Annotated in this window: 22 protein-coding genes and 2 tRNA genes; 7 read left to right on the top strand and 17 right to left on the bottom strand. The window is 72.3% G+C overall.

The window, feature by feature from the left end:
* Position 1 precedes the first annotated feature (1 nt).
* Entirely contained in the window at positions 2–397 is a 396-nt protein-coding gene (locus ABZ576_RS28615; RefSeq protein WP_360746913.1) for a CBS domain-containing protein, read from the top strand.
* 68 nt (positions 398–465) lie between these two features.
* Here the strand turns inward: ABZ576_RS28615 and ABZ576_RS28620 are convergent, their stop codons facing one another.
* Positions 466–1,920 carry a catalase gene (locus tag ABZ576_RS28620; RefSeq protein WP_360746916.1) on the bottom strand — a complete coding sequence of 485 codons (1,455 nt, stop codon included), beginning with the start codon at positions 1,918–1,920 and terminating at the stop codon, positions 466–468.
* Positions 1,921–2,065: 145 nt separating this feature from the next.
* On the opposite strand from ABZ576_RS28620, the gene ABZ576_RS28625 reads away from it, so the two are divergent.
* A complete protein-coding gene (locus ABZ576_RS28625; RefSeq protein ID WP_030339000.1) occupies positions 2,066–2,482 on the top strand; it encodes a Fur family transcriptional regulator in 417 nt (138 codons plus the stop codon).
* A 126-nt stretch (positions 2,483–2,608) separates the two neighbouring features.
* Here ABZ576_RS28625 and ABZ576_RS28630 read toward each other — a convergent pair.
* The 4 genes from ABZ576_RS28630 to ABZ576_RS28645 all read right to left on the bottom strand — a co-directional run bounded on the left by ABZ576_RS28630 (position 2,609) and on the right by ABZ576_RS28645 (position 7,765).
* A tRNA-Met gene (locus ABZ576_RS28630) sits at positions 2,609–2,682 on the bottom strand.
* Positions 2,683–2,749: 67 nt separating this feature from the next.
* On the bottom strand, positions 2,750–4,561 hold the full coding sequence (locus tag ABZ576_RS28635) for a sel1 repeat family protein (protein ID WP_360746919.1): 1,812 nt from the start codon (positions 4,559–4,561) through the stop codon (positions 2,750–2,752).
* A 206-nt stretch (positions 4,562–4,767) separates the two neighbouring features.
* A tRNA-Met gene (locus tag ABZ576_RS28640) sits at positions 4,768–4,841 on the bottom strand.
* Between the two features lie 41 nt (positions 4,842–4,882).
* On the bottom strand, positions 4,883–7,765 hold the full coding sequence (locus ABZ576_RS28645; RefSeq protein WP_360747185.1) for a UPF0182 family protein: 2,883 nt from the start codon (positions 7,763–7,765) through the stop codon (positions 4,883–4,885).
* A gap of 164 nt (positions 7,766–7,929) precedes the next feature.
* On the opposite strand from ABZ576_RS28645, the gene ABZ576_RS28650 reads away from it, so the two are divergent.
* On the top strand, positions 7,930–8,472 hold the full coding sequence (locus ABZ576_RS28650; RefSeq protein WP_360746922.1) for a PPA1309 family protein: 543 nt from the start codon (positions 7,930–7,932) through the stop codon (positions 8,470–8,472).
* Positions 8,473–8,545: 73 nt separating this feature from the next.
* Here the strand turns inward: ABZ576_RS28650 and ABZ576_RS28655 are convergent, their stop codons facing one another.
* The 4 genes from ABZ576_RS28655 to ABZ576_RS28670 form a co-directional block, all read right to left on the bottom strand.
* Entirely contained in the window at positions 8,546–9,643 is a 1,098-nt protein-coding gene (locus ABZ576_RS28655) for a PDZ domain-containing protein (RefSeq protein ID WP_360746925.1), read from the bottom strand.
* Positions 9,644–9,693: 50 nt separating this feature from the next.
* Positions 9,694–9,867 carry a hypothetical protein gene (locus ABZ576_RS28660; RefSeq protein WP_360746927.1) on the bottom strand — a complete coding sequence of 58 codons (174 nt, stop codon included), beginning with the start codon at positions 9,865–9,867 and terminating at the stop codon, positions 9,694–9,696.
* A 464-nt stretch (positions 9,868–10,331) separates the two neighbouring features.
* Positions 10,332–10,793 (bottom strand): molybdenum cofactor biosynthesis protein MoaE, encoded by a 462-nt coding sequence (locus ABZ576_RS28665; RefSeq protein WP_360746930.1) that lies wholly within the window; start codon positions 10,791–10,793, stop codon positions 10,332–10,334.
* 163 nt (positions 10,794–10,956) lie between these two features.
* Positions 10,957–12,069, bottom strand: a complete 1,113-nt coding sequence (locus tag ABZ576_RS28670) for an SDR family oxidoreductase (protein ID WP_360746933.1) — start codon at positions 12,067–12,069, stop codon at positions 10,957–10,959.
* A 191-nt stretch (positions 12,070–12,260) separates the two neighbouring features.
* Between ABZ576_RS28670 and ABZ576_RS28675 the strand changes: the two genes are divergently transcribed.
* Together ABZ576_RS28675 and ABZ576_RS28680 are read left to right on the top strand one after the other, a co-directional pair.
* Positions 12,261–13,700, top strand: a complete 1,440-nt coding sequence (locus ABZ576_RS28675) for a zinc-dependent metalloprotease (RefSeq protein WP_360746936.1) — start codon at positions 12,261–12,263, stop codon at positions 13,698–13,700.
* Positions 13,697–14,218, top strand: a complete 522-nt coding sequence (locus tag ABZ576_RS28680; protein WP_360746939.1) for an NUDIX hydrolase — start codon at positions 13,697–13,699, stop codon at positions 14,216–14,218. Before ABZ576_RS28675 ends, ABZ576_RS28680 begins: the two co-directional genes overlap by 4 nt.
* Positions 14,219–14,271: 53 nt before the next feature.
* Here the strand turns inward: ABZ576_RS28680 and ABZ576_RS28685 are convergent, their stop codons facing one another.
* The 4 genes from ABZ576_RS28685 to ABZ576_RS28700 all read right to left on the bottom strand — a co-directional run bounded on the left by ABZ576_RS28685 (position 14,272) and on the right by ABZ576_RS28700 (position 18,228).
* Positions 14,272–15,027 carry an AIM24 family protein gene (locus tag ABZ576_RS28685; protein ID WP_360746942.1) on the bottom strand — a complete coding sequence of 252 codons (756 nt, stop codon included), beginning with the start codon at positions 15,025–15,027 and terminating at the stop codon, positions 14,272–14,274.
* 17 nt (positions 15,028–15,044) lie between these two features.
* On the bottom strand, positions 15,045–15,725 hold the full coding sequence (locus ABZ576_RS28690; protein WP_360746945.1) for an AIM24 family protein: 681 nt from the start codon (positions 15,723–15,725) through the stop codon (positions 15,045–15,047).
* A gap of 11 nt (positions 15,726–15,736) precedes the next feature.
* Positions 15,737–17,488 (bottom strand): TerD family protein, encoded by a 1,752-nt coding sequence (locus tag ABZ576_RS28695; protein ID WP_360746948.1) that lies wholly within the window; start codon positions 17,486–17,488, stop codon positions 15,737–15,739.
* A 134-nt stretch (positions 17,489–17,622) separates the two neighbouring features.
* Positions 17,623–18,228 (bottom strand): M48 family metallopeptidase, encoded by a 606-nt coding sequence (locus ABZ576_RS28700; RefSeq protein WP_360746951.1) that lies wholly within the window; start codon positions 18,226–18,228, stop codon positions 17,623–17,625.
* 404 nt (positions 18,229–18,632) lie between these two features.
* Between ABZ576_RS28700 and ABZ576_RS28705 the strand changes: the two genes are divergently transcribed.
* Both ABZ576_RS28705 and ABZ576_RS28710 read left to right on the top strand, forming a co-directional pair.
* Positions 18,633–19,847 carry a TOMM precursor leader peptide-binding protein gene (locus tag ABZ576_RS28705; RefSeq protein ID WP_360746954.1) on the top strand — a complete coding sequence of 405 codons (1,215 nt, stop codon included), beginning with the start codon at positions 18,633–18,635 and terminating at the stop codon, positions 19,845–19,847.
* Positions 19,840–21,219: an AarF/ABC1/UbiB kinase family protein gene (locus ABZ576_RS28710; protein ID WP_360746957.1), complete on the top strand. Its 1,380-nt coding sequence runs from the start codon at positions 19,840–19,842 to the stop codon at positions 21,217–21,219. The genes ABZ576_RS28705 and ABZ576_RS28710 overlap by 8 nt, the downstream gene beginning before the upstream one ends.
* Positions 21,220–21,307: 88 nt before the next feature.
* On the opposite strand, the gene ABZ576_RS28715 is transcribed toward ABZ576_RS28710, so the two are convergent.
* The 4 genes from ABZ576_RS28715 to ABZ576_RS28730 all read right to left on the bottom strand — a co-directional run bounded on the left by ABZ576_RS28715 (position 21,308) and on the right by ABZ576_RS28730 (position 22,839).
* A complete protein-coding gene (locus ABZ576_RS28715) occupies positions 21,308–21,520 on the bottom strand; it encodes a hypothetical protein (protein ID WP_360746959.1) in 213 nt (70 codons plus the stop codon).
* A 135-nt stretch (positions 21,521–21,655) separates the two neighbouring features.
* Positions 21,656–21,979, bottom strand: a complete 324-nt coding sequence (locus ABZ576_RS28720; protein ID WP_360746961.1) for a hypothetical protein — start codon at positions 21,977–21,979, stop codon at positions 21,656–21,658.
* Positions 21,976–22,344 carry a WhiB family transcriptional regulator gene (locus ABZ576_RS28725; RefSeq protein ID WP_360746964.1) on the bottom strand — a complete coding sequence of 123 codons (369 nt, stop codon included), beginning with the start codon at positions 22,342–22,344 and terminating at the stop codon, positions 21,976–21,978. The genes ABZ576_RS28720 and ABZ576_RS28725 overlap by 4 nt, the downstream gene beginning before the upstream one ends.
* Before the next feature lie 174 nt (positions 22,345–22,518).
* Positions 22,519–22,839 carry a hypothetical protein gene (locus tag ABZ576_RS28730; protein WP_360746967.1) on the bottom strand — a complete coding sequence of 107 codons (321 nt, stop codon included), beginning with the start codon at positions 22,837–22,839 and terminating at the stop codon, positions 22,519–22,521.
* Between the last annotated feature and the right edge of the window lie 19 nt (positions 22,840–22,858).

Here is a 22,858-nt window from a genome sequence, read left to right on the forward strand (position 1 = left end):
CATGCTCGTCCGTGACGCCATGAGCACGGTGATACTCACCCTCGGCCCCGCTCACACCCTCCGCCAGGCAGCCGCTCTGATGTCGGCCCGCCGCGTCGGCGCCGCCGTGGTCCTCGACCCGGACGCCGGCGGCATCGGCATCCTCACCGAACGCGACATCCTCAACTGCATCGGCCTCGGCCAGAACCCGGACACCGAACCCACCCACGCCCACACCACCACCGACGTCGTCTTCGCCGCCCCGACCTGGAGCCTGGAACGCGCGGCGTGCGCCATGGCGCACGGCGGCTTCCGGCACCTGGTCGTCCTCGACCGCGGCGAGGTGGCCGGGATCGTCTCGGTCCGCGACATCATCCGCTGCTGGGTACCGGACCGGCAGGCCGCACCGGTGCCCTGAGCACGCGAAGCGGGCCGGACCCCGGAGCACCTCGGGGTCCGGCCCGCCCAGCCGCGGACGCGGCCGGCTCAGCCGCGCAGCGCCCGCACCGCCGCCTCCAGCCGCTTGCCGAAGTCGGCGTCGGCGCTCGCGAAGTTGCCGATCGCGCGCTCGACGATGTCCTCGCGCGAGACCTTCGAGATGAAGCCGGCCAGGTTGGCGACCAGCCGCTCCTTCTCGTCCTCCGACATCAGCCGGTAGAGGTTGCCCGCCTGCACGAAGTCGTCGTCCTCGGCGTGCACCGGGGCCGGGTGGTCGCCGGTGCCGGCCGTGAAGCCGTCGAACGGCTGCCACAGCGGGCGGCCGGTCTGCTGCGGCCCGCCGAAGCTGTTCGGCTCGTAGTTCTTCGCGTCACCGTGCCGGCCGTCGTACAGGAAGCCGTCCCGGGAGTTGGTGCGCGCCTCGGTGGCGTGCGGGCGGTTCACCGGCAGGTGGTCGGCGTTGATGCCGACGCGGTAGCGGTGGGCGTCGCCGTAGGCGAAGAGCCGGCCCTGGAGCATCTTGTCCGGGGACGGGCCGATGCCGGGCACGAAGTGCGCCGGGGAGAAGATCGACTGCTCGACCTCGGCGAAGACGTTCCGCGGGTTGCGGTTCAGCTCCAGCTTGCCGATCTCGACGACCGGGTAGTCGGCGTGCGGCCAGACCTTGGTCAGGTCGAACGGGTTGAAGCGGTAGGTCGCCGCGTCCGCCGCCGGCATGATCTGCACGCCCACGGTCCAGCTCGGGAACTCCCCGCGCTCGATCGCCTCGCGCAGGTCGCGCTGGTGGGAGTCGGGGTCCTTGCCCGCGAGGACCTCGGCCTCCTCGGCGGTGAGGTTCCTGATCCCCTGGTCGGTCTTGAAGTGGTACTTGACCCAGAAGACCTCGCCGGCCTCGTTGCTCCACTGGAAGGTGTGGGAACCGAAGCCGTCCATGTGCCGGTACGACGCCGGGATGCCCCGGTCGCCGAAGAGCCAGGTCACCTGGTGGGTCGACTCCGGCGACAGCGACCAGAAGTCCCACACGTTGTCGGCTTCCGTGCTGCCGGTGTACGGGTCGCGCTTCTGGGTGTGGATGAAGTCCGGGAACTTGATCGCGTCCCGGATGAAGAAGACCGGGGTGTTGTTGCCGACGAGGTCGTAGTTGCCCTCCTCGGTGTAGAACTTCACCGCGAAGCCGCGCGGGTCCCGGACGGCGTCGGCCGCGCCGAGGTTGCCGGCCACGGTGGAGAACCGCAGGAAGACCTCGGTCTCCTTGCCGACCTCGGAGAGGAAGGCGGCCCGCGTGTACGGCGTGACGTCGGCGGTCACCGTGAAGGTGCCGTAGGCGCCGGCGCCCCGCGCGTGCACCACGCGCTCCGGGATGCGCTCCCGGTTGAAGTGGGCCAGCTTCTCCAGCAGCAGCTGGTCCTGGACGAGGACCGGACCGCCGACGCCCGCCGTCTCGCTGTTCTGGTTGTCGGCGACCGGGGCACCGGCCTCCGTGGTGAGCGGTCCCTGCGTCACGTGCGCCTCCTGCGTCATCGCTGACCAATCCTGTCCTGTGGCCAAACCCAGGTTCGATCCTACAATGGACTTTGTCTAAGTCAAACAGGGATCCAAAGTCACACCTATTCCCGACCTGGTTCCCCCTCCTGTTAGGCTGGTGGCCATGAGCGACCTTCTGGAACGGCTGCGTGGACGCGGATGGCGGATGACCGCGCAGCGGCGCGTGGTGGCCGAGGTCCTGAACGGCGAGCACGTCCACCTGACGGCCGACGAGGTGCACGCGCGGGCCGTCGCCAAGCTGCCCGAGATTTCCCGGGCGACCGTCTACAACACCCTGGGCGAGCTGGTCTCCCTCGGCGAGGTGCTCGAGGTCAGCACGGACAAGCGCGCCAAGCGGTACGACCCGAACGCCCACCGGCCGCACCACCACCTGGTCTGCGCGCGGTGCGGCGCCATCCGCGACGTGCACCCGACGGGCAACCCCCTGGCCGACCTCCCCGACACCGAGCGCTTCGGCTTCACGGTGTCGGACGTCGAGGTGACCTACCGGGGCCTGTGCCCGAACTGCGCGAGCGCGTAGCCACCCGCTTCCCCGCGAAGAGCCCCGGCACCGCCGGGGCTCTTCGCGTACGCGCGCCCACTCACCCGGGCACGCGGAAAACACCGAGGGCCGGAATCCATCTGGATTCCGGCCCTCGGCCTTCAGTAGCGGGGACAGGATTTGAACCTGCGACCTCTGGGTTATGAGCCCAGCGAGCTACCGAGCTGCTCCACCCCGCGTCGGTGAACACGACACTACGTGACAACGGCGCCGGGATGCAAATCGCTCGGCGGAGCGCGGTCGGGATCATGCCGACAGTTCCTCGCGCAGGGCGTCGCGCAGCCGCCCCGCGCGCTCCGCGACCTCCGCGGGCCCCAGCGCCACCGCCCGGTCGGCCCACCGCTGCCCCTCCGCCAGCTCGCCGCGACGCGCGTAGACCAGGGCCAGCCGGAGCGCCGCCCGGCCGTGGCCGGCGTCGGCGGCCCGGGTCCACCACACCGCAGCCTCCGGCTCGCTCCCCTCCCGGGCGAGCAGCAGCCCGAGGTTGAAGGCGCCGTTGCGGGAGCCGGCCTCGGCCGCCGCCCGGTACCAGCGCGCCGCCTCCACCACGTCGCCGCGGGCCGCCGCGAGCATCCCGACCCGGACCTGCGCCCGCCGGTGCCCCTGCGTGGCGGCGCGCTCGTACCACTCCTCGCACTCGGTCTTCTCCTGCACGGTCTCGCCCAGCTCGTGCGCGGGCTCCGGCGGCCGGCGCGCGTCGAGCAGGGTGGCCAGCCGGTAGGCGCCCTCCGCGCTGCCGCCACCCGCCGCACAGCGCAGGTGCCGCTCGGCCTCCCGCTCGTCGCCCTCGCGCAGCCGGGCGATCCCGACCTGGAGCGCGGCCTCGGCGTGCCCGGCGGCCGCCGCCCGCTCGTACCAGCGCAGCGCCATCTCGTCCTCGCCGCGCCCGGCGTAGAGGATGCCGAGGTTGAAGGCCGCGTCCACGCTGCCGGCCTCGGCGGCCTTGGAGAACCACGGCTCGGCCCCGGTCCTGTCGCCGCCCTGGAGCAGCAGGATGGCCAGCGCGTTGGCGGCCTCCCGGTGCCCGGCGTAGGCGGCGCGCCGGTACCACTGCTCGGCCTGCGCGATGCGGCCCTGCTCGGCGCAGAGCAGGGCCAGGTTGTAGGCGCCGTTGTCGTCGCCGGCGTCCAGGGCGGCCCGGTACCAGCGCTCGGCGGTCTGGGTCTCGCCGCGCTCGGCGTGCAGGGCGCCCAGCGCGTTGGCCGCGTTGCCGTCGCCGTCCTGGGCGGCGCGCAGCCACCACACGGCCGCGCTCTCGGTGTCACCGGCGTCGCGCAGCAGGAAGCCCAGCGCGCAGGCGGCCCGCGCCTCGCCGTCCTTGGCGGAGGTCAGGTACCAGCGCCCGGCCTCCCTCAGCTCCCCGCGTTTCTCCAGGATCGCCCCGAGCTGGAGCGCGGCCCGCCGGTGACCGCGCGCGGCGGCCTGCCGGTACCACTGCTCGGCCTCCGCGACAGCGTTGTCGGCCGCGGTCTCGTCCCCGGGCGCGTCCTTGCGGTCGAGGGCGCGCGCCAGCCGGTAGGCCGCCTCCCGGTGCCCGCGCTCGGCGGCGGCCCGCAGCCAGTGCTCGGCGGCGACGTCCCCGCGGTGTTCGAGCAGGTCGGCGAGCGCGTAGGCACCGAGGACATGGCCCTGCTCGGCCGACTGGCGCAGCCAGTACTCGGCGGCGGGCTCGTCCCCGCGCTCGCGGTGGTAGCGGCCGAGCGCGTGCGCGGCGGCCGCGGAACCGGCCACGGCGGCGATCCGCCACCAGCCGGCCGCCTCGTCGGCGTAGCCGCGCTGGTGCAGCAGGACCCCCAGGTTGTTGGCGGCCGCCCGGTCGCCGGCCGCGGTGGCGGCCCGCAGGTGGGCTTCGGCTCCGTCGAGGTCACCGCGGCGCAGCAGCATGGCACCGAGGACGCTCGCCGCCTCGGCGTCACCGCTCTGCGCGGCGAGCGCGAGGCGCGTCTCCTCGGTGGTGTCCCCCAGGTCCACCAATTCGTCGCGGGCCGGCTCCGTACCGGAAGGCTGCACAAATCGCCCTGTCTCACACAGAGTTGCCTTGTCCCCCATAACGTCCATCGTCGCACCACCTGCAACCTGGGTACACCCGGTATACCGCAGCCCGTGAGGTCACTTCAGCGTTTTGTCGACATGCCCACAGAGAGACAAGTCAAACACACACCACCCAACTACCCACGGCGGCGCGGCCGTCACTCCCTCCAGGACATGAGTTCGCACACCACGAAGGCCCGGATCCCTGTCGGAATCCGGGCCTTCGACTTCAGTAGCGGGGACAGGATTTGAACCTGCGACCTCTGGGTTATGAGCCCAGCGAGCTACCGAGCTGCTCCACCCCGCGCCGTTGCAGGTCAACCGTACCACGACGCGGGAGGGGCTTGATCAACTCTGTTTCTCGCCGCCGGTCCCGCCGGACTTGGACTGTGCCTCCTCGGCCCGCTTCAGCGCGTCCTGGAGGTCCTTCTGCGCCTTGGCGTACGCGCCCCAGTCCGGCCCGTCCTTCAGCGCCTGCTGTCCGGCGTCGAAGGCCTTCTGGGCGTCCTTCAGGGCCTGTTGGACCGTCGGGTCGCCGGTGCTCGGCGGGTTGGCGGGGCCGGTGTCCGGTGGCGTGGTGACCGGGCCCTGGGCGCCGAAGACCTTGTCGAGCGCCTCGCCCAGCGAGTTCTCGAACGCGGTGCGGCCCTCGTAGGTGACCAGCACCTTGCGCAGCAGCGGGTACTTCAGTCCACCGCCGCGTACGTAGACCGGCTCCACATAGAGCAGTCCGCCGTCCAGGGGCACGGTCAGCAGGTTGCCGTACTCGATGTCGGAGTCGCCGCCCTTGAGGAGCTTGATCGCGGCGGCGATGTCCTGTTCGGAGTTGAACTTGCTCTGTACCTGTTTCGGTCCGTCGACCGTCGTGCTGGTCGGCAGTTTCAGGATTCTGATCTTGCCGTAGTCACCGGTGCCGGCCTCCGCGTCGACGGTCATGAACGCGCTCAGGTTGTCCCGCCCGTTGGGCGTGAACGTCGTCGACAGCGAGAACGCCTGCTTCGTCTGGTCCGGCATCTTCATGCTCAGGTAGTACGGCGGCACCGCGTTGCCCGACTTGTTGGTCGGGTCGTCCGGCACCTGCCAGACCTCGCTGCCGGTGAGGAAGGTCTCGGCGTCCGTCACGTGGTAGCGGGTGAGCAGTTCGCGCTGGACCTTGAACAGGTCCTGCGGGTAGCGCAGGTGGTCCATGAGCTCCGGGGAGATCGCGCTCCGCGGCTGCACGGTGTCCGGGAACGCCTTCATCCAGGTCTTCAGCACCGGGTCCTTGGTGTCCCACTCGTAGAGGCGGACCTCGCCGGTGTACGCGTCGACGGTGGCCTTCACCGAGTTGCGGATGTAGTTGACCTGGTTCTGCTGGGCCACCACGGCCCGCGAGTCGTTCGTCGCGGTCAGCGAGTCGGCCGTCGTGTCCCCCAGAGTCGTGCGGGAGGAGTACGGGTAGCCGTTGGTGGTCGTGTAGGCGTCGACGATCCACTGGATGCGGTGGCCGACGACCGCCGGGTAGGCGTCGCCGTCGATGGTCAGCCAGGGGGCGACCGCCTCCACGCGCTCCTTCGGCGTGCGGTTGTACAGGATCCGCGAGCCTTCGCCGATCGCGCCCGAGTAGAGGATCTGCGGCTCGTTGAACGCCACCGCGTACGCGGCCCGGTTGACCGGGTTGTCGAGGTTGACCCCGCTCCCGCCCCGGTAGCTGGTGGTCTTCTCGCGGTCGTTGTCGGAGTAGTCGATCTCCTTCTGGGGACCGCCGACGATCGAGTAGGTGGTGGTCTTCTCGCCGTAGTAGATCCGCTGCTGGTACGTGCCGAGGTCACCGCGGGACGGCAGGTCGTACTCCGTGAAGACCGGCTCGCCGTCCTTCGCCTCGGTGCCCTTGGCGGCGACCACGCCGTAGCCGTGCGTGTAGCGGAAGTGGTCGTTGATCCAGTTGTTCTTCGGGACGCCGTCCAGGTTCAGCTCGCGCAGGCCGACGACCGTGTCCTGTTCCTTGCCGTCCTCGGTGGGGTACCGGTCGACGTCCAGGTTGGTCGGGAAGCCGTAGTAGTTCTTCATCTGCTGGAGCTGCTGGAACGTCGGCGAGACGATGTTCGGGTCCATGATCCGGATGCTCGCCGCGTCGTTGGCGTCGCTGCGCAGCGTGGACTTGTCCGAGGTCGTGGACTGGCCCGAGTACGCGGTGACCTTGGCGTCGTCGATGCCGTACGCCTCGCGCGTCGCCTTCAGGTTCTTCTGGACGTACGGCGCTTCCTTGGCCTGCTCGTTGGGCTGGACCTGGAACTTCTGCACGATGGCCGGGTACAGGCCGCCGATGAGGATCGCCGACAGCACCATCAGGCCGAAGCCGATGACCGGCAGCTGCCAGGTACGCCGCCACAGGGTGGCGAAGAACAGCAGCGCGCAGATGACGGCGATGCAGAACAGGATCGTCTTGGCCGGCAGGTAGGCGTTGGCGTCGACGTAGCGCAGGCCGGTCCAGTTGCCGGTCGCCTTGAAGTCGCTGGACTTGACCGCGAGGCCGTACCGGTCGAGCCAGTAGGCCACGGCCTTGAGGGCGACGAAGATGCCGAGCAGCACCGACAGGTGGCCGGTCGCGGCGGCGGTGGCCCGCGCACCGGGACTGGTGACGCGCAGCCCGCCGTACAGGTAGTGGGTGAGCGCGGCGGCGATCAGGCACAGGATGGCCGCGGCGAAGCCGAAGCCCAGCAGGAACCGGTACCAGGGCAGGTCGAATGCGTAGAAGGAGACGTCCAGGTGGAACTGCGGGTCCTTCTGGTGGAAGGGCACGCCGTTCACCCACATCAGCCACGTCCGCCACTGGCCGGAGGCCGAGGCGCCCGCGATCAGCCCGACCAGGGAGGTGACGGCGATCAGCAGCCACTTCTTGTACGGCGCGATGCCCATCCGGTAGCGGTCGAGGCTCTGCTGCTCCATCGACATGGCGCTGAGCGGGGGCCGCAGCCGGTGCGCGAGCCAGATGTTGAAGCCGACCGCGACCGCCATCAGCAGTCCGAAGACGAAGAACAGGCTGATCTTGGTCGACAGGGTGGTGGTGAAGACCGACGAGTAGTGCACCGACCGGTACCACAACCAGTCCGTCCAGAAGCCCGCGAACATGGTGAACGCCATGCCCAGGACGGCGAGCACGCCCAGTGTCACGAGCAGGGCCCTCACCCGCCGGGACGGGCGGCCCGCTCTGATCCGTGGCCCCGTCGGGCCTCCGCCGCGGTCCGGCATCTGGAAAGCCAAGGTGCGCACCTCGAAGTTCGCTGTCGATCCGTCGGACCCTCGGGTTCGCGGGCCCGCCGTGGCCCCCCGTGATCGCGGGCCCACACTTATGCAACTTACTCAGGGTTTACTCGGTTCCCGATTCCGGCCGGGAACGAGGCAGGATTGTGACCATGTCCAACACTCCCATGGCAGCGAACCCGCTCACCCGGGCCGTACTCGAGATCGACGAGTACGCCTCCGGCCTCGGCTGGGACCAGCCCGCTCGCCTCTTCGCCCTTGTAGACACCGCACGGCTGCGGGCTCAGGAACCTTCGCTCGCGGCTCAACTGGGCCTCACGGACGAATCCGAGACCGCCGGTCTCACCCCCATCGAGCAGGACGAGATCCCGTCCGGCGCACCGCTGGACGAGTTCCTCGCCACCATCGCCTGGCCCGACGCCGTGACCGGTTGCGCGCTCACGGTCGAGCGCCTGATGCTGCCGCCGTCGGCCGAGGGGCAGGTCCCGTCCGGTCTGGACGAGGCCGGTCTGGCCACCTGGGTGGCGCGGCACCCCGAGCGCCAGGAGGTGCGGATGACGGTGGCCGTGCTGCGCGACGGCAGCCGCGAGTCGGCGCTGCGGCTGCGTGAGAAGGACTCCTCGACCGAGGTCCTGACCGGCCCCGACCTGGTGCCGGGTCTGGCGGACGCACTGACGGCGACCTTCGCGGACTGAGCCGCTCCGCCCCGATGCGGCGCTGGGGGCGCTCCTGGTGTCCAGGAGCGCCCCCAGCCGTGTCACGGTCCGCTCAGCCCTTGGTGGTGCACTTCGGCAGCGCGGCGGTGTCGCCGCTGCGGATGTCCTTCAGCGCGTCGAGCGCGTCGCCGATGGTCTCGACCCTGACCAGGGTGAGCCCGTCCGGGGTGTCCTTGGCGGCCGCCGCGCAGTTGTCGGCGGGCGTCAGGAAGTACCGCGCGCCCTTGCTGCGCGCGCCGACGGTCTTCATCTCGACGCCGCCGATCGGGCCGACCGTGCCGTTGTCGTCGATGGTGCCGGTGCCGGCGACGAACCTGCCGCCGGTGAGGCTGCCCGGGGTGAGCTTGTCGTAGATGCCGAGTGCGAACATCAGGCCGGCGCTGGGCCCGCCGACGTCGGCCAGCTTGATGTCGATGGTGAACGGGAAGGTGTGGTCGGTCCCGGCGGAGATCCCGACGACGGCCCGCTTGGCCCCGCCGTCGGCGGAGGTGGTGGTCGTGATGGTGACGTCCTGCTTCCGGGTCGCCGTCCGGTGCGCCTTCTCCGCGGCGGCCTGCTCCTTGGCCGGCACGACGGTGAAGACGACCTTCTGGCCCGGCTTGTGCCGGGTGACCAGCTTGGCGACGTCGGCCGGCTGCTTCACCGCCGTACCGTCGACGGACTCGATCACGTCACCGGCGTGCAGCCTGCCCTCGGCGGGGGAACCCTTGACGACGGTCGAGACGATCACCCAGGACTTCACCGGGACGCCCAGTTCCTTCAGGGCGGCGACCTTGGCGCTCTCCTGGGACTGGCTGAACTCCTCGGCGTTCTCCTGGGTCGACTGCTCCTCCGTCTTGCCGTCCGGGTAGAGGGTGTCGTGCGGGACGACCTTGCTGTCGTGCGCCAGCCAGCCGTAGACCGCCTCCACCATGTTCATCCGGAAGTCCGCGCTGGTGACGCGGACCGTGGTCATGTTCAGGTGGCCGTCGGTCGGATACGTCTTGTGCCCGGAGATCTGCAGCACCGGCTCGCCGTCGTGCTCCCCGAGCGTGTTCACCGTCGGGCCGGGAGACATCTCCGCGTACGGCACGGGGATGAGCACTCCCGCGCACAGGAGCGCGATCAGCATCAGGGTCGAGGCGAGCATCGTCGCGGTGCGGCGTGGCATGCCACGACAGTACGGGACGCCTTCGTCAGGGCACGGTGAGGGCACCCCCGTCACACACCGCCCGCACCGGAGCGGGGCTTCTCCATCGCCTCGCGGAACCGGGCGTATCCGTCCAGCTCAGGGCCGTCACCGCGCGCCTTGCGGGTCCGGTTGGCCCAGCTGCCCCACAGGCCGCCGCCGATCGCAGCCATAAGCGGAATCAGCAGCCAGACAAGCACCCCCATGCCGACCTCCCATACGCCATGAGCGTCCGCAACTGACTGATCAGCAGATTAACCATCCGCAGGGACAACGCTCACGCCAGGGTCCCGGTTACGCAACCGGAGGGAAGCGTGCGCCGCGTGTGACGGCAAACGGGTCATGGCCGGGGCCGACCGGGGCAACGGGGGCGTGGGCGGCGAGGCGGCCGGGGGCAGGGGGCAGGGGGGAGGGGGGGAGGGGGGAGGGCACGGTCGGCGATGCGGGCCGCGGGCCGGCGGGCCGGGGGACGTGCGGGTCCGGACAGGGTGGCCGGGGGGCGCGGGACGGCGGGCGGGGCGTGCGGGCCGTGGCGTGCGGGTCGAGGGCGAGCGGTCGGGGCGTGCGGGCCGTGGCGGGCGGGTCGAGGGCGAGCGGTCGGGGCGTGCGGGTCAAGGGCGAGCGGTCGGGGCGGGCGGGTCGAGGGCGGGTGGCCGGGGCGCCGTCCGGGTCAGCAGGCGCCGACCCACTCCTCGGTGCCGTCCGAGAACCTCTGGTGCTTCCAGATGGGGACCTCGTGCTTGAGGTCGTCGATCAGCTTGCGGCAGGCGTCGAAGGCCTCCGCGCGGTGCGGACAGGCCACGGCGACGACGACGGCGAGGTCTCCGACCCGCAGGTCGCCCACCCGGTGGACGGCGGCCAGCGCCCGCACCGGATGGTCCGCGACGACCTTCTCGGCGATCCGCCGCATCTCGGCCTCGGCACTGGGGTGGCACGAATACCCGAGCGCGTCCACGTCGGCGCCCCCGTCGTGGTTGCGCACGGTCCCCACGAACAGCGCGATGCCGCCGGCCGCGTCGTCCCCGACGGCCCGGAACACCTCGTCCACGGAGAGCGCGGTCTCCCGGACACCGATCAGCTTGATGGGATCCTGAGCCGCCCGCTCACCGGGGTGGTCGTTCGTGAGTGCCATGCGTCCATCGTGCCGCACCCGCCCCACATCGCGGAATACGCGTTTCACCAGGCACGCGCGCGGGGCGTTTTGGATGCTCCTACAGCTCCCGCGGCCGCCGCGCTTCATTCGGCTGCCGCGGCTGCCGCGGCTCCGGCACCGACGGGCCCGGAGCCCCCGCGCCTCACACCCGCCGCCGGGCCTTCCGGGCCCGCCGTACGACGGCCGCCGCGCCCAGCAGCGCCACCGTCGCCCCCGCCGCACCGGCCGCCGTCGCGTCCTTCCGTCCCAGCCGCCGCCCGGCCACCGTGTGCCGCCCGGAGACCTCCTCCAGCAGCTCGGCGAGCACCTCCTCGTTGGTCCACTTCGGCCGCCACCCGGCATCGTGCAGCCGGCTGCCGCTGATCACCCAGGGGTACATCGTGTAGGCGAGGTCCCCCGCCGGGGACGGGGTGAGCCCGATCCGGTGCAGCCGGGCCGCCGCGCCGAGCGCGACCGCCGACGGCAGCTCCATCCGCCGGATCCCGCTCAGCTCCTCCACCTCCTCCTGCTCCAGCCATCCGTCACAGCCGACGGCCAGCTCCCCGTCGACCTTCTCCAGGACGGCGTACTCCAGGGCACTGCACAGGTCCTCGACATGGCAGAACTGCCACGCGGGCCGCGACCCGGCGACGACCAGCAGCCGCGGCGACTCGAAGTACCTGGTCAGCGCGGTGTCCGTGCCGCCCACCAGGACGGCGGGGCGGACCACGGTGACGTTCAGCCCGGGATGCGCCCGGGGCGCGCGCCGCGCCAGCCGCTCGATCTCCAGCAGGTCCCCGACGCCGGTCGCCTCGGCCGTGGCGCGCAGCTCGGCGTCCTCCGAGAGCGGCAGCTCGTTGTCCGGCAGCGCGCCGTAGACCATCGCCGAGGTGCACAGCACCACCCGGTGCACGCCGGCCGCCGCCGCGGCGGTCAGGACGGTCTGCGTCCCCCGGACGTTGTAAGCCGTGCGCGCCGCCGCGTCGGTCTCCAGGTCGAGGTCGAGCGCGAGGTGCACGACCACGTCGGCGCCCCGCAGCTTGTCCGCGATCGCCGGGTCGCGCACGTCGAGGATGTGCCACTGGGCGTCGGCGCACTCGCCGCGCCGCTCGTCGATGGCGACGACCTGTCTGATCTCCTCCGACGCGGCGAGCCGCTCGGTGAGCAGGGCGCCGACCCCGGTGGCGGCGCCGGTCACCGCGACGACGGGCCCGCGCGCGGCGGGAGGGGCTGAATGGTTTCGCGCTGCGCGAACCTGCGGATCTGGGGAACTCACCGGGCGTCTCCAGCGGTTGTCTTCAGTACGGGCGCGAGTGACGCGTACGTACCAGGTGCATCCATCCTGCCGCAGGCCTTCCGTGGGCGAAGCACCGAGGCCCGATCGGGCCCGGGTGTCTACGCTGGGTGGTGTTGTCGGGCAGCCGCGCCGCCGGAGGAGACCGGTGGCCCTACCAGCCGAGGAATCCCGTGAGTGACACCCCATTCGGTTTCGGCCTTCCGCCGGAGGAGCCGGAAGACGGCGACGAGGGCAAGAAGAAGGACCAGCAGAGCGGTGGTGGGCAGGGACCGGCCAATCCGTTCGGTTTCGGCGGCCTGCCCGGAGCCGGCGGCTTTGGCGGCCCCGGCGCCGACAACCCGCTCGCAGCCATGTTCGGTTCGCTGAACCCCACCGACCTGGGCGCCGCCTTCCAGCAGCTGGGCCAGATGCTCTCGTACGAGGGCGGCCCGGTGAACTGGGACATGGCCAAGCAGATCGCCCGCCAGACGGTCGCCCAGGGCACCTCCGACGGCACGAAGGACGCCAGCGTCGGCCCGGCCGAGCGCAGGGCCGTGGAGGAGGCCGTCCGCCTGGCCGACCTGTGGCTGGACGACGCCACGTCGCTGCCGTCGGGGTCGGGCACGGCGGTGGCCTGGTCCCGCGCGGAGTGGGTCGAGGCGACCCTGCCGGCCTGGCAGGAGCTGGTCGACCCGGTCGCCGAGCGGGTCGGCGCGGCCATGGGTGACGTGCTGCCGGAGGAGATGCAGGCCATGGCCGGCCCGCTGATCGGCATGATGCGCTCGATGGGCGGCGCCATGTTCGGCACGCAGATCGGGCAGGCCGTGGGCGTGCTGGCGGGCGAGGTCGTCGGCTCCACCGACATCGGCCTGCCGCTCGGCCCGGCCGGCAAGGCCGCGCTGCTCCCGGCCAACGTGGCGGCGTTCGGCAAGGACCTGGGCGTGCCGCAGGAGGAGGTGCGGCTCTACCTGGCACTGCGCGAGGCCGCCCACCAGCGCCTGTTCGCGCACGTGCCGTGGCTGCGCTCGCACCTGTTCGGCGCGGTCGACGGCTACGCGCGCGGCATCAAGGTCGACACGGCGAAGCTGGAGGACGTGGTCGGCCAGTTCGACCCGCAGAACCCCGAGCAGCTGCAGGACGCGCTGCAGCAGGGCATGTTCCAGCCGGAGGACACGCCCGAGCAGAAGGCCGCCCTGGCCCGCCTGGAGACCGCTCTGGCGCTCGTGGAAGGCTGGGTGGACGCGGTGGTGCACGCCGCCGCCAAGCCGCGTCTGGGGTCCGCCGACGCGCTGCGCGAGACGCTGCGCCGCCGCCGCGCGACCGGCGGCCCGGCCGAGCAGACCTTCGCCACGCTGATCGGCCTGGAGCTGCGCCCGCGCCGGCTGCGCGACGCCTCCCGCCTGTGGGCCTCGCTCACCGACGCGCGCGGGGTCGACGGCCGGGACGGCCTGTGGGCGCACCCGGACATGCTGCCGACCGCGACCGACCTGGACGACCCCGACGGCTTCGTCCACCGCGAGCACATGGACTTCTCCGAGCTGGACAAGATGCTCGGCGAGGCGGCGGGCGGCACGGGCGGGCCCGACCTGCGCAAGAAGGACGACGACGCCGAGGGCGACGGCGCCGAGTGAGCCTGTACGACGACGCGGTCCTCGTCCTGAAGGGTTACGAGGGCCAGGACGAGCTGCGCCAGGCCTACCTGGATCACCTGGCGGCCCGTCCGGACGGCATGTGGAAGTCCTGCCACGCCGGTCACCTCACCGCCAGCGCCCTGGTGATCGACCCCGAGCGCGGCCGGGTGCTGCTGACCCTGCACCGCAAGCTGCGGATGTGGCTCCAGATGGGCGGTCACTGCGAGCCGGGCGACGCCACACTGGAGGCGGCGGCGCTGCGCGAGGCGGCGGAGGAGTCCGGCATCACCGGGCTGACGCTGCTGCCGGGCGGCCCGGTCCGGCTGGACCGGCATCCGATCCCGGCGCCGTGCCACTGGCACTTCGACGTCCAGTACGCGGTGCTGGCCCCGCCCGGCGCGGTGCAGGCGATCAGCGACGAGTCGCTCGACCTGCGCTGGTACGCCTATGAGGAGGTGGCCGGCGTGGCGGACGAGTCCGTCGTACGGCTGCTGGAGGCCACGCGCGCCAGGCTCTGACGGGAGAAGGGGTGACCGCCGGGCGGTCACCCCTTCCCGCTCGCCCGTCCGGCTCAGCTCCAGACGTTGCCCTGGTTCTGGCCGCGCGCGCCCTGCTGGCCCATGCCGAACTGGGCGGCGACGCCCTGCCCGATCACGGCGTTCTGCGGCGGCAGCAGCTCGCTGGGCTGCACCAGCGCGAACCCGGAGCCCATGAAGCTCAGCTCCCAGCCCTCCCCGGTGTTGCCGCGCCGGCGCCACACGCCCGAGGAGTGCGTCTGGGCCTGCATCTGCACGCGCAGCCCGGTGGACCAGGCGACGATCGCGTCGGCGTCGCAGTTGACGTACTTGTCGGGCGTGACCTGCATCAGCAGCGGCGCGCCCGAGGTCATCAGCGCCACCTTGCCCCGCCCGGTGATGTTGAGCTGGTACTTCCCGGAGCCGGAGATGCCGTAGAGGCTGTCGACGGCGATGACCTCGTGGTGCAGGGAGGAGTCCATCGCCAGGACGTAGCTGCTGTCGACGGTCAGGCCGTCCTGCTCGACGTCCAGCAGGTGCACGTGCTGCTTGAGGTTGGCGAGGTAGACCGTGCCCTGCCCGTGGCAGCGCATCAGGTCCAGGCCCTCGCCGGTGCGCGCACGCGCGCGTGAGGAGCCGTCGTTCTGGTACTCGGCGTCGAACTCGACGAGGCCCTGGTAGGCGACCATGGTGCCCTTGCGGGCGAGGATGTCGTCGTGGCCCTCCAGGGCGACGCGGAGCATCTGCTTGTTCTGCAGGGACCAGCGGTCCTGGGTCTGCTGGTCGTTGTAGGCGAAAAGCGGGCTCTGCATGACTTTCTGGCTCCCCCTCAGCCCCGGATCCGGAGACGGTCGGTGCTGTCCTCGCTGGGCTGGACGACGACGATGCCCTGGCCCGAGAAGGCCATCTGGTAGGCCTCGCCGCTGCCCCGGCCGATGAGCGACTGCGCCTTGAAGCTGCGCTTGCCCTTCACCTTGAGGTTCGGGGACCACGCGACGAGCGCGTCGGGGTCGACGTACGTCTCGTCCTCGCCGCCGCCGCAGTCGACGACGATCGGCTTGCCCCGGGAGGTCAGCGCGACCCAGCCCTGCCCGGAGATCCTGGTGTTCCACAGGCCCTGCCCGGCGAACTTCGCCATGCCCTTGACCCGCTCGACGCCCCACTGCAGGTGGGCGTCGAAGGCGAGCAGGTTGGTGGCGTTGACGGAGATGCCGTCGCCGTTGAGGTTGATCACGACGACGTTCGCGCCGTAGTCGGCGAGGTAGAGCAGTCCGTCGCCGGAGCACTTCATCAGGGGGGCGCCCTCGCCGGTCATCCAGTCCCGGGCGATCTGGCGCACGGCCGGCGGGTTGGGCTCGTACTGGATGAAGCCTTCGTAGGCGACCATCGAGCCCACGCGCGCGAAGAGGTCGTGGCCGGACTGCATGGCCACCTTCAGCATGTGGTTGCCGTGGTTCTCCATGCGGGCGGTGACGGGTGCGGGGGCGTAGCCCGCGAGCGGCTGGTTCATGACGGGCTCCCTCAAACCTCGTACGGCTGGACGACGATGAAGTTGCCGGGCGCGCCCCGGAACTGGAGGTTCACGCTCTCCCCGGTGTCGCCGGGGTAGGCGTTGCGGCGCATGCGCACCTGGCTGGAGACGACCACCTGGGCGGCGGACGACCAGGCCACGACGGCGTTGCAGTCGGCGAACGTGGTGGGCGTGACCGGCAGCACGACGGGCGTGCCGTGGGTCTTCACCACGATCGTGCCGACGCCGGTGAACTGCATGGTGAACAGGGCACCGCCGGGGATGCCGTGGCCCTCGATGCGGCGGACCTCGTACTGGAGGCTCTCGTCGAAGGCGAGGACGTTCTCGGCGGACACGCAGATGCCGTCGCCCTGGAGCTCGATGGGGTGCAGCATCGTGGAGTTCTCGGCGAGGAACACCTGGCCCTGGCCGGTGCAGCGCATCAGCTGCATCTCCTGGCCGGTGGCGTTGCCCACGATCCGGCCGGCGAAGCCCGCGCCCTTGTAGCTGAAGTCGACCTTGCCCTGGTAGAGCACCATGCTGCCCTGCCGGGCCAGCACCGGCTGGCCGCCGATGCCGAGGTCGACGCGGACCATCTTCTTGTTCTGCTGCGTCCAGCGCTGCCCGGTCGGCGTCTCCTTGAACGCCTGGAGCGCGGCCGTGACGCCGGCACCGCCCTGGGGCGCGCCCTGCGGCACTCCGTGGCCGGCGGGCGGCCGGCCGGGGGCCTGCCCGTAGCCCGGGGGCATGGGCGGGGCCGGCTGACCGCCGTAGGAGGGCGGCTGCTGGCCGTAGCCCGGCGGCAGCGGCGCACCGGGCTGACCGCCGTACGACGGCTGCTGGGGCGGCTGGCCGTAGGGCGCGGGGGCCGGGGCGGCCGGCGGCGGGACGGTACCGCCGGGCGGGGCCATGGGTGCGACGACCGTCTGCGCGGCGTGCACGTGGGGCGCGGGCGCCGGGGGCGGGGTGTGGCCGGGCGGCGGTGTGTGGCCGGGCGGCGGGGCGAAGCCCTGCGGTGCGGGCTGCGGTGCGGGCTGCGGTGCGGGGGCCGGCGCCGGGGCCGGTGCGCCGAACGCGGGGGCCGGGGCGGGCGCGGGAGCCGGGGCGGGCGCGGGAGCCGGGGCGGGCGCGGGAGCCGGGGCGGCGAACGCGGGCGGCGGTGCGGACTGGGCGGGCGGGGCGAAGCCGGGGGCCGCGCCCGCCTGCGGCTGCTGCGGTGCGGCGGGCGCCTCCTCCTCCAGCACCTCGCCGCCGAAGTTCCTCAGCAGCGCCTCCAGGCCGCCGTCGAAGCCCTGCCCGACGGCGGCGAACCGCCACCCGTCCTTGAAGTAGAAGTCACCGAGCATCACGGCCCGCTCGGTGGAGAACTCCGAGCCGTCGAAGGAGTACCGGGCGACCTCCTCGCCGCCGGCCACGATGCGCAAATATCCGGGGGCGATCTGCGACATCTGTCCGGCGCCGTCGATGGTCGCCGTGAAGGACAGTTTGCGGATGTTCGAGGGGATCCGGTCGAGCGTGACCCGGAAGGACTCCGTGTCCCCCGCCTGGGCACCGAGCAGCTGGACGGACTCCTCGGGGGACTTCGGCTGGTTGAAGAAGACGAAGTACCGGTCGTCCGAGAGGCGCTCGTCGGCGTCCAGACCGAAGCAGCTGATGTCGAAGGTCAGTCCGGGGGCGGAGATCTGCACGCCTACGTACAGATCCGTGCCCGCCGTGAGGTCACTGATCCTGGCCTTGTGGCCGCGTTGGAATTCCCTGGCCATGCGTTACGACCGTCCCCCATCCCGAATGTGAGTGCGTCGCGCCAGGCTAACGGCAAAGACCGACGGCGGCCCGAGGCGGGCGCGGTCGGTACACACCCGGTACACAACCGCACCCGACCGCTCACACAGGACGCTCAGGCGTCCCGCTCACCCCGCGCGCCGGGCACGTGCGGCAGCCGTTCGGCGGCGACCACGCCCTCGAGGTAGCCACGCGCCCGCTCGGTGCGCGGGTACGCCTCCAGCAGCCGCCAGAAGTCGGGGCCGTGGCCGGGGACCAGCAGGTGCGCCAGCTCGTGGCAGAGGACGTAGTCGATGACGTACTCCGGCATCCCATGGAGCCGGTGCGAGAGCCGGATGCTGCCCTCGGCCGGGGTGCACGAACCCCAGCGGGTGTTCTGGTTGGTGACCCAGCGCACGGAGGCGGGCCGGGCACGGCCGTCGAAGTACTGGGCCGACAGCCGCTCGGCGCGCTCGGTCAGCTCGCTGTCGCCCAGCACCCGCTTGCTCTCCTGGGCGGCGAGCTTGTCGAGCATGACGGACACCCAGCGCTGCTCCTCCGCCTTCGACATCCGGGCGGGGATCAGTACGACGGTGCGATCGCCCTCGCGGTACGCGGAGACCGTCCGGCGGCGCCGGGCACTCCTGCGGACCTCGATCGCGCTCGCCCCCGAGCCGCCGGGCGGCTGGCTCGTCATGCGGTGCTGTGGTTCTCCGGCACGGTGCAGTGGGTCGGCGGGCACGCCCCGACGTTACCCGGTGGGTGCGGGCAAAGTCCCGGCTGCCGGACGGTTCGCCGCCGACCCCCCACCATGTGTCTGATTCGTAGGACCGATCACCTCGTCCGACGGACACGGGGGGGGGACGGCGGCCGGGGTGTTCCGTGCCCCGCGGCGCCCTGTGACGCGGCGCCCTGTGACGCGGCGCCCTGTGACGCGGTGCACTGTGACGCGGTGCACTGTGACGCGGTGCACTGTGACGCGGCCCGCATTTGTACGACTGATTCCTCCCGCCTGTGGACAACTCACGGCACCCGGCGCGCGGGGCGGGCATGCTGGCAGGCGTCGGCGCGGGCCAACCGGTTGCGCCGGCAGGACCGGGGCCCCGGACACTGCGGAGCCCACACGACGGAGACGGGGGGCGAGGCATGCATCCGGTGGTGAAGCCCGCGCTGCGGCGCGGCTGGCGCGATCGCGACACCGTGCAGTTCGGGATGACCCCGGCGCACGCGGTGACGCTGGGCCCGGTGGACCCGGCGACGGGCAGCTTCCTTGAGCTGCTCGACGGCACCCGCGGGCTGCCGCTGCTGCGCGAGGAGGGCCGGCGCATGGACGTGCCGGACGACCGCGTCGACGCGCTGGTGGAGCGGCTGGCCCGGGCGGGCCTCGTCGACGACGCGCGCGGCGGCGGGCCGGCCGCGGACGCGTTGCGGGCGAAGACGGAGGTCCTTGAGCGGCTGCGCCCCGACCTCGCCTCGCTGTCCCTGATCACGCCCGAGCCGGGCGGGGCGCCGGCCCTGCTGGCCGCCCGGCGGGCGCTGCGGGTGCGGGTGCGGGGCGCCGGCCGGGTCGGTGCCCTGCTGGCGTCGCTGCTGTCGGGCGCCGGCGTCGGCGAGGTCGACGTGCGGGACGTGGGCCGCGTGGAACCGTGGGACGTGGCGCCGGGCGGGCTGCCCGCCGAGTCGCTCGGCGACCGGCGGGACGCCGCGGCGCGGGCCGCCGTCCGCCGCGCCGCGCCGGACCGCCCGCCGCGTCACGCCCACCGCCCGGGATCCGGCGCCGAGGAGCCCGGCCTCGCCCTGGTGATCTTCGCGCCCCGCGACGACGTCGCCGTGCACGCCCCGGATCCGTGCACCGCCGAGCCCCTCATGGCCTCCGGCACGCCCCACATGTACACCGGTGTCGTGGAGGGCACGGGCGTCGTCGGTCCGCTCGTGCTGCCCGGCGGGACGGGCTGCGCCGGCTGTCTGGAGCAGCACCGCAGGGACCGGGACCCGGCCTGGCCCCGGCTGGTCGCCCAGTGGCGGTCCGGCAGGGCCCGCCGGACCGGCGCCTGCGATCTGGCCCTGGCCGCGGCGGTCGCCGGTCTCGCCGCCGCGCACGCCCTGGCCTTCCTCGACGGTCGGACGCCGTCCGGCACGGGCACCCGCTGGGAGGTGTCCCTGCCCGGCCTGACCTGGCACGCCCGGCCGGTCCGGCCCCATCCGGAGTGCGGCTGCGGGGCGGCGGAGAAGTGTGAGCGGGAGCACCCCGCAACGACCGGGGAGGCACGCGCGACAATGGGGGTGCAACGGCCGTCGACGGAGCGACGACGCGAAGCGGGCGCGGCGCGGCCGACTGGGACTTGGAGGGCGCATGTCTGATCTTCCCCGGAAGGCGGTAACCCGTACCGCCAAGCTCGCCGCGCTCCCGCTCGGCTTCGCCGGCCGGGCGACCTGGGGGCTGGGCAAACGGATCGTGGGCGAGTCCGCGGAGATCGTCGGCCGCGAGCTGCAACAGCGCACGGCGGAGCAGCTGTTCAAGGTGCTCGGCGAGCTCAAGGGCGGCGCGATGAAGTTCGGGCAGGCCATGTCCGTCTTCGAGTCGGCACTGCCGGAGGAGATCGCCGGTCCCTACCGCGCCGCCCTGACCAAGCTGCAGGACGCGGCGCCGCCGATGCCGACCCGCACGGTGCACGCGGTGCTGGAGGAGCGGCTCGGACCGGACTGGCGTGATCTTTTCGAGGAGTTCGAGGACAAGCCGGCCGCGGCCGCCTCGATCGGCCAGGTGCACCGGGCGGTGTGGCACGACGGCCGCGAGGTGGCGGTCAAGGTGCAGTACCCGGGCGCCGGCGAGGCCCTGCTCTCCGACCTCGGCCAACTGAGCCGGTTCGCCCGGCTGCTGGGGCCCCTCATCCCGGGCATGGACATCAAGCCGCTGATCGCGGAGCTGCGGGACCGGGTCTCCGAGGAGCTGGACTACGGCCTGGAGGCGCAGGCCCAGAGGGCGCACGCGGAGGAGTTCGCGGACGACCCGGACGTGGTCGTCCCGGCGGTGGTGCACCAGTGCGAGCAGGTCCTGGTCACCGAGTGGATCGACGGTGTCCCGCTGTCCGAGATCATCACGGACGGCACCCAGGAGCAGCGCGACCGGGCCGGTCAGCTCCTGGCCCGCTTCCTCTTCTCCGGGCCGGCCCGCACCGGTCTGCTGCACGCCGACCCGCACCCGGGCAACTTCCGGCTGCTGCCCGGCGGCCCCGGCGGTGAGGACGACTGGCGCCTCGGCGTGCTGGACTTCGGCACGGTCGACCGGCTGCCCGGCGGGCTGCCGGCCCCGATCGGCGTCTCCCTGCGGATGACGCTGGACGGTGAGGCCGAGACCGTCTACGAGCTGCTCTGCGCGGAGGGGTTCGTGAAGGAGACCATCGAGCTGGACCCGGACGCGGTCCTCGACTACCTGATGCCGATCATCGAGCCGGCCCAGGTTGAGGCGTTCACCTTCACCCGCTCCTGGATGCGCAGCCAGGCGGCCCGCATCGGAGACCCCCGCTCCCCCGCCTACCAGCTCGGCAAGCGGCTCAACCTGCCGCCGGCCTACCTGCTGATACACCGGGTGACGCTGAGCACGATCGGGGTGCTGTGCCAGCTGGGCGCCACGGTACGGCTGCGGGAGGAACTGGAGGAGTGGCTGCCGGGCTTCGTGGCCGACCCGGCCGGGGAGGACGCCGGCGAGGAGGAACCGGCGGCGGGCGCCTGACCGGGTCCGCGGCGGCACCGGCCCACGGGACTCCCGGCCACGCGCGGGCGTCCCGGACCGGCTCCTCGGACGTGCCCGGTCGGCGTGCTCACCACCAGGCCGAGTCCAGCCGTCCCTCGATCGCCCGGAGGTTCTCGCGGGAGCAGCTCTCGCAGAAGTACCGGCGGACTCCGCTCTCCACGGAGCAGGTCCAGGTGACCGGCTGGGGTCCGTCCGCGGGGGTGCCGCAGCGGGCGCACACGACGGGGCGGGACGCCGCGGTGGAGCCGCCCTGCTCACCTTCTCCGGGAAGACTCGTCACCCGGCGACGATAACCCCGTGCCCGGCGGTTCGCCGTGCGCAACGCACCGCGGGGGCCGGTCCGTTCGGCCGGACCGGCCCCCGCGGTGAGGCTGCGCCTCCCTGCCGGGAGGCCACCGTCGCTCAGGTGTGTTCCTTACTGCATGACGGCCATGGCGAGCGCGCGGCGGGCGCGCAACGAGGCGCGCTCGGCCCGGCGCTGCATCCGCCGGGCGGTGGCCAGGCGTACGGCCCGGCGTTCACGCGCGGCTTCATGGAGCCGCTCGTGCATATGCGCACGAGCCAGGGCTTCTTGCATGAGTTGCATCTCTCGGTTCCTGTTCTGGCGCGCTTCGGTCGCGCCGGTGGTGGTGAAGTCTGTGGTCGCGGAGCCGACGGGCTCGCTGGTGGACGGCTTCATCGGGGCCTGCTTCTGGGGGTCGTGCGTGAGGGGGCGGTCGATCGTTCCTGCGGTGTTCATGCTGTGACCGGGTTCTTGCGCGGGCGGCCACGGGGCCGCTTCCGGGCGACGACGACACCCTGGACGAACAGCTCGCCACCCCAGACGCCCCAGGGCTCACGACGCTCCTTGGCGCCGGCGAGGCATGCCTCGACCAGCGGGCAGGTGCGGCAGAGGGACTTGGCGTACTCCACGTCCGCGGGCGACTCGGCGAAGAAGACCTCCGGGTCGTAGGAGCGGCAGGGGACGGGTACGCCGAGGTTCTCGATGGCGTCGTCGAGCGCGGTGAGCGCGGTGAGGGGGGTCAAGGCGGAGTCCTCCGTGAGGCCGGGCGGGGGGATCGTTTGCGAAGGCGGTACGGACGGGGCGTGCGCTTCGAGTTGCACGGTTGGTCTTCCTCGTCTGGTCGTTCCGGCCGGTTGACCGGGGGGCGGCTGGGTACCGGGTTCTTTCCTTGTCCCGAGGCCCCTTCGCTCCGTCGTCCCCGTTCGGGACAAACAGAAGGGCCGCGGATCCCGGATGGGGTTCCGCGGCCCTGAAGGCGCCGGCCTGATCGACTGTCAGGCTGGATCACTCCAGGGTTCTGGCCCACGGAAGGCCCACATCAGGTGGTGCTGCGTCGTCTGCTTCCTGAATCCGGCACCGGCCGCCGCAAAGGCATAGGCGTGAGCCTGTGCCGCTACCGCTTCCAGTGCCTGGGTCGGTCGCTCGTCACGCTCGCGGACAGGAAGACCCGCGAGGGCGAGGGAGGACGCCGGACGCACGGCACGGATGCCGGACAGACCGGTGCCCTGGTTCGAGGCGCCGAGCATGCACGTGGAGACGGTCGAGCGATCGGTCAGTTTGGCCGCGCTGATGGTGCTGAAGTTGATGCTGATCACTGGACTCGCCTCCTCTCGG

Origin of the sequence: Streptomyces sp. NPDC013455, from assembly GCF_040632975.1 — a bacterium.
Classification (GTDB): Bacteria; Actinomycetota; Actinomycetes; order Streptomycetales; family Streptomycetaceae; genus Streptomyces.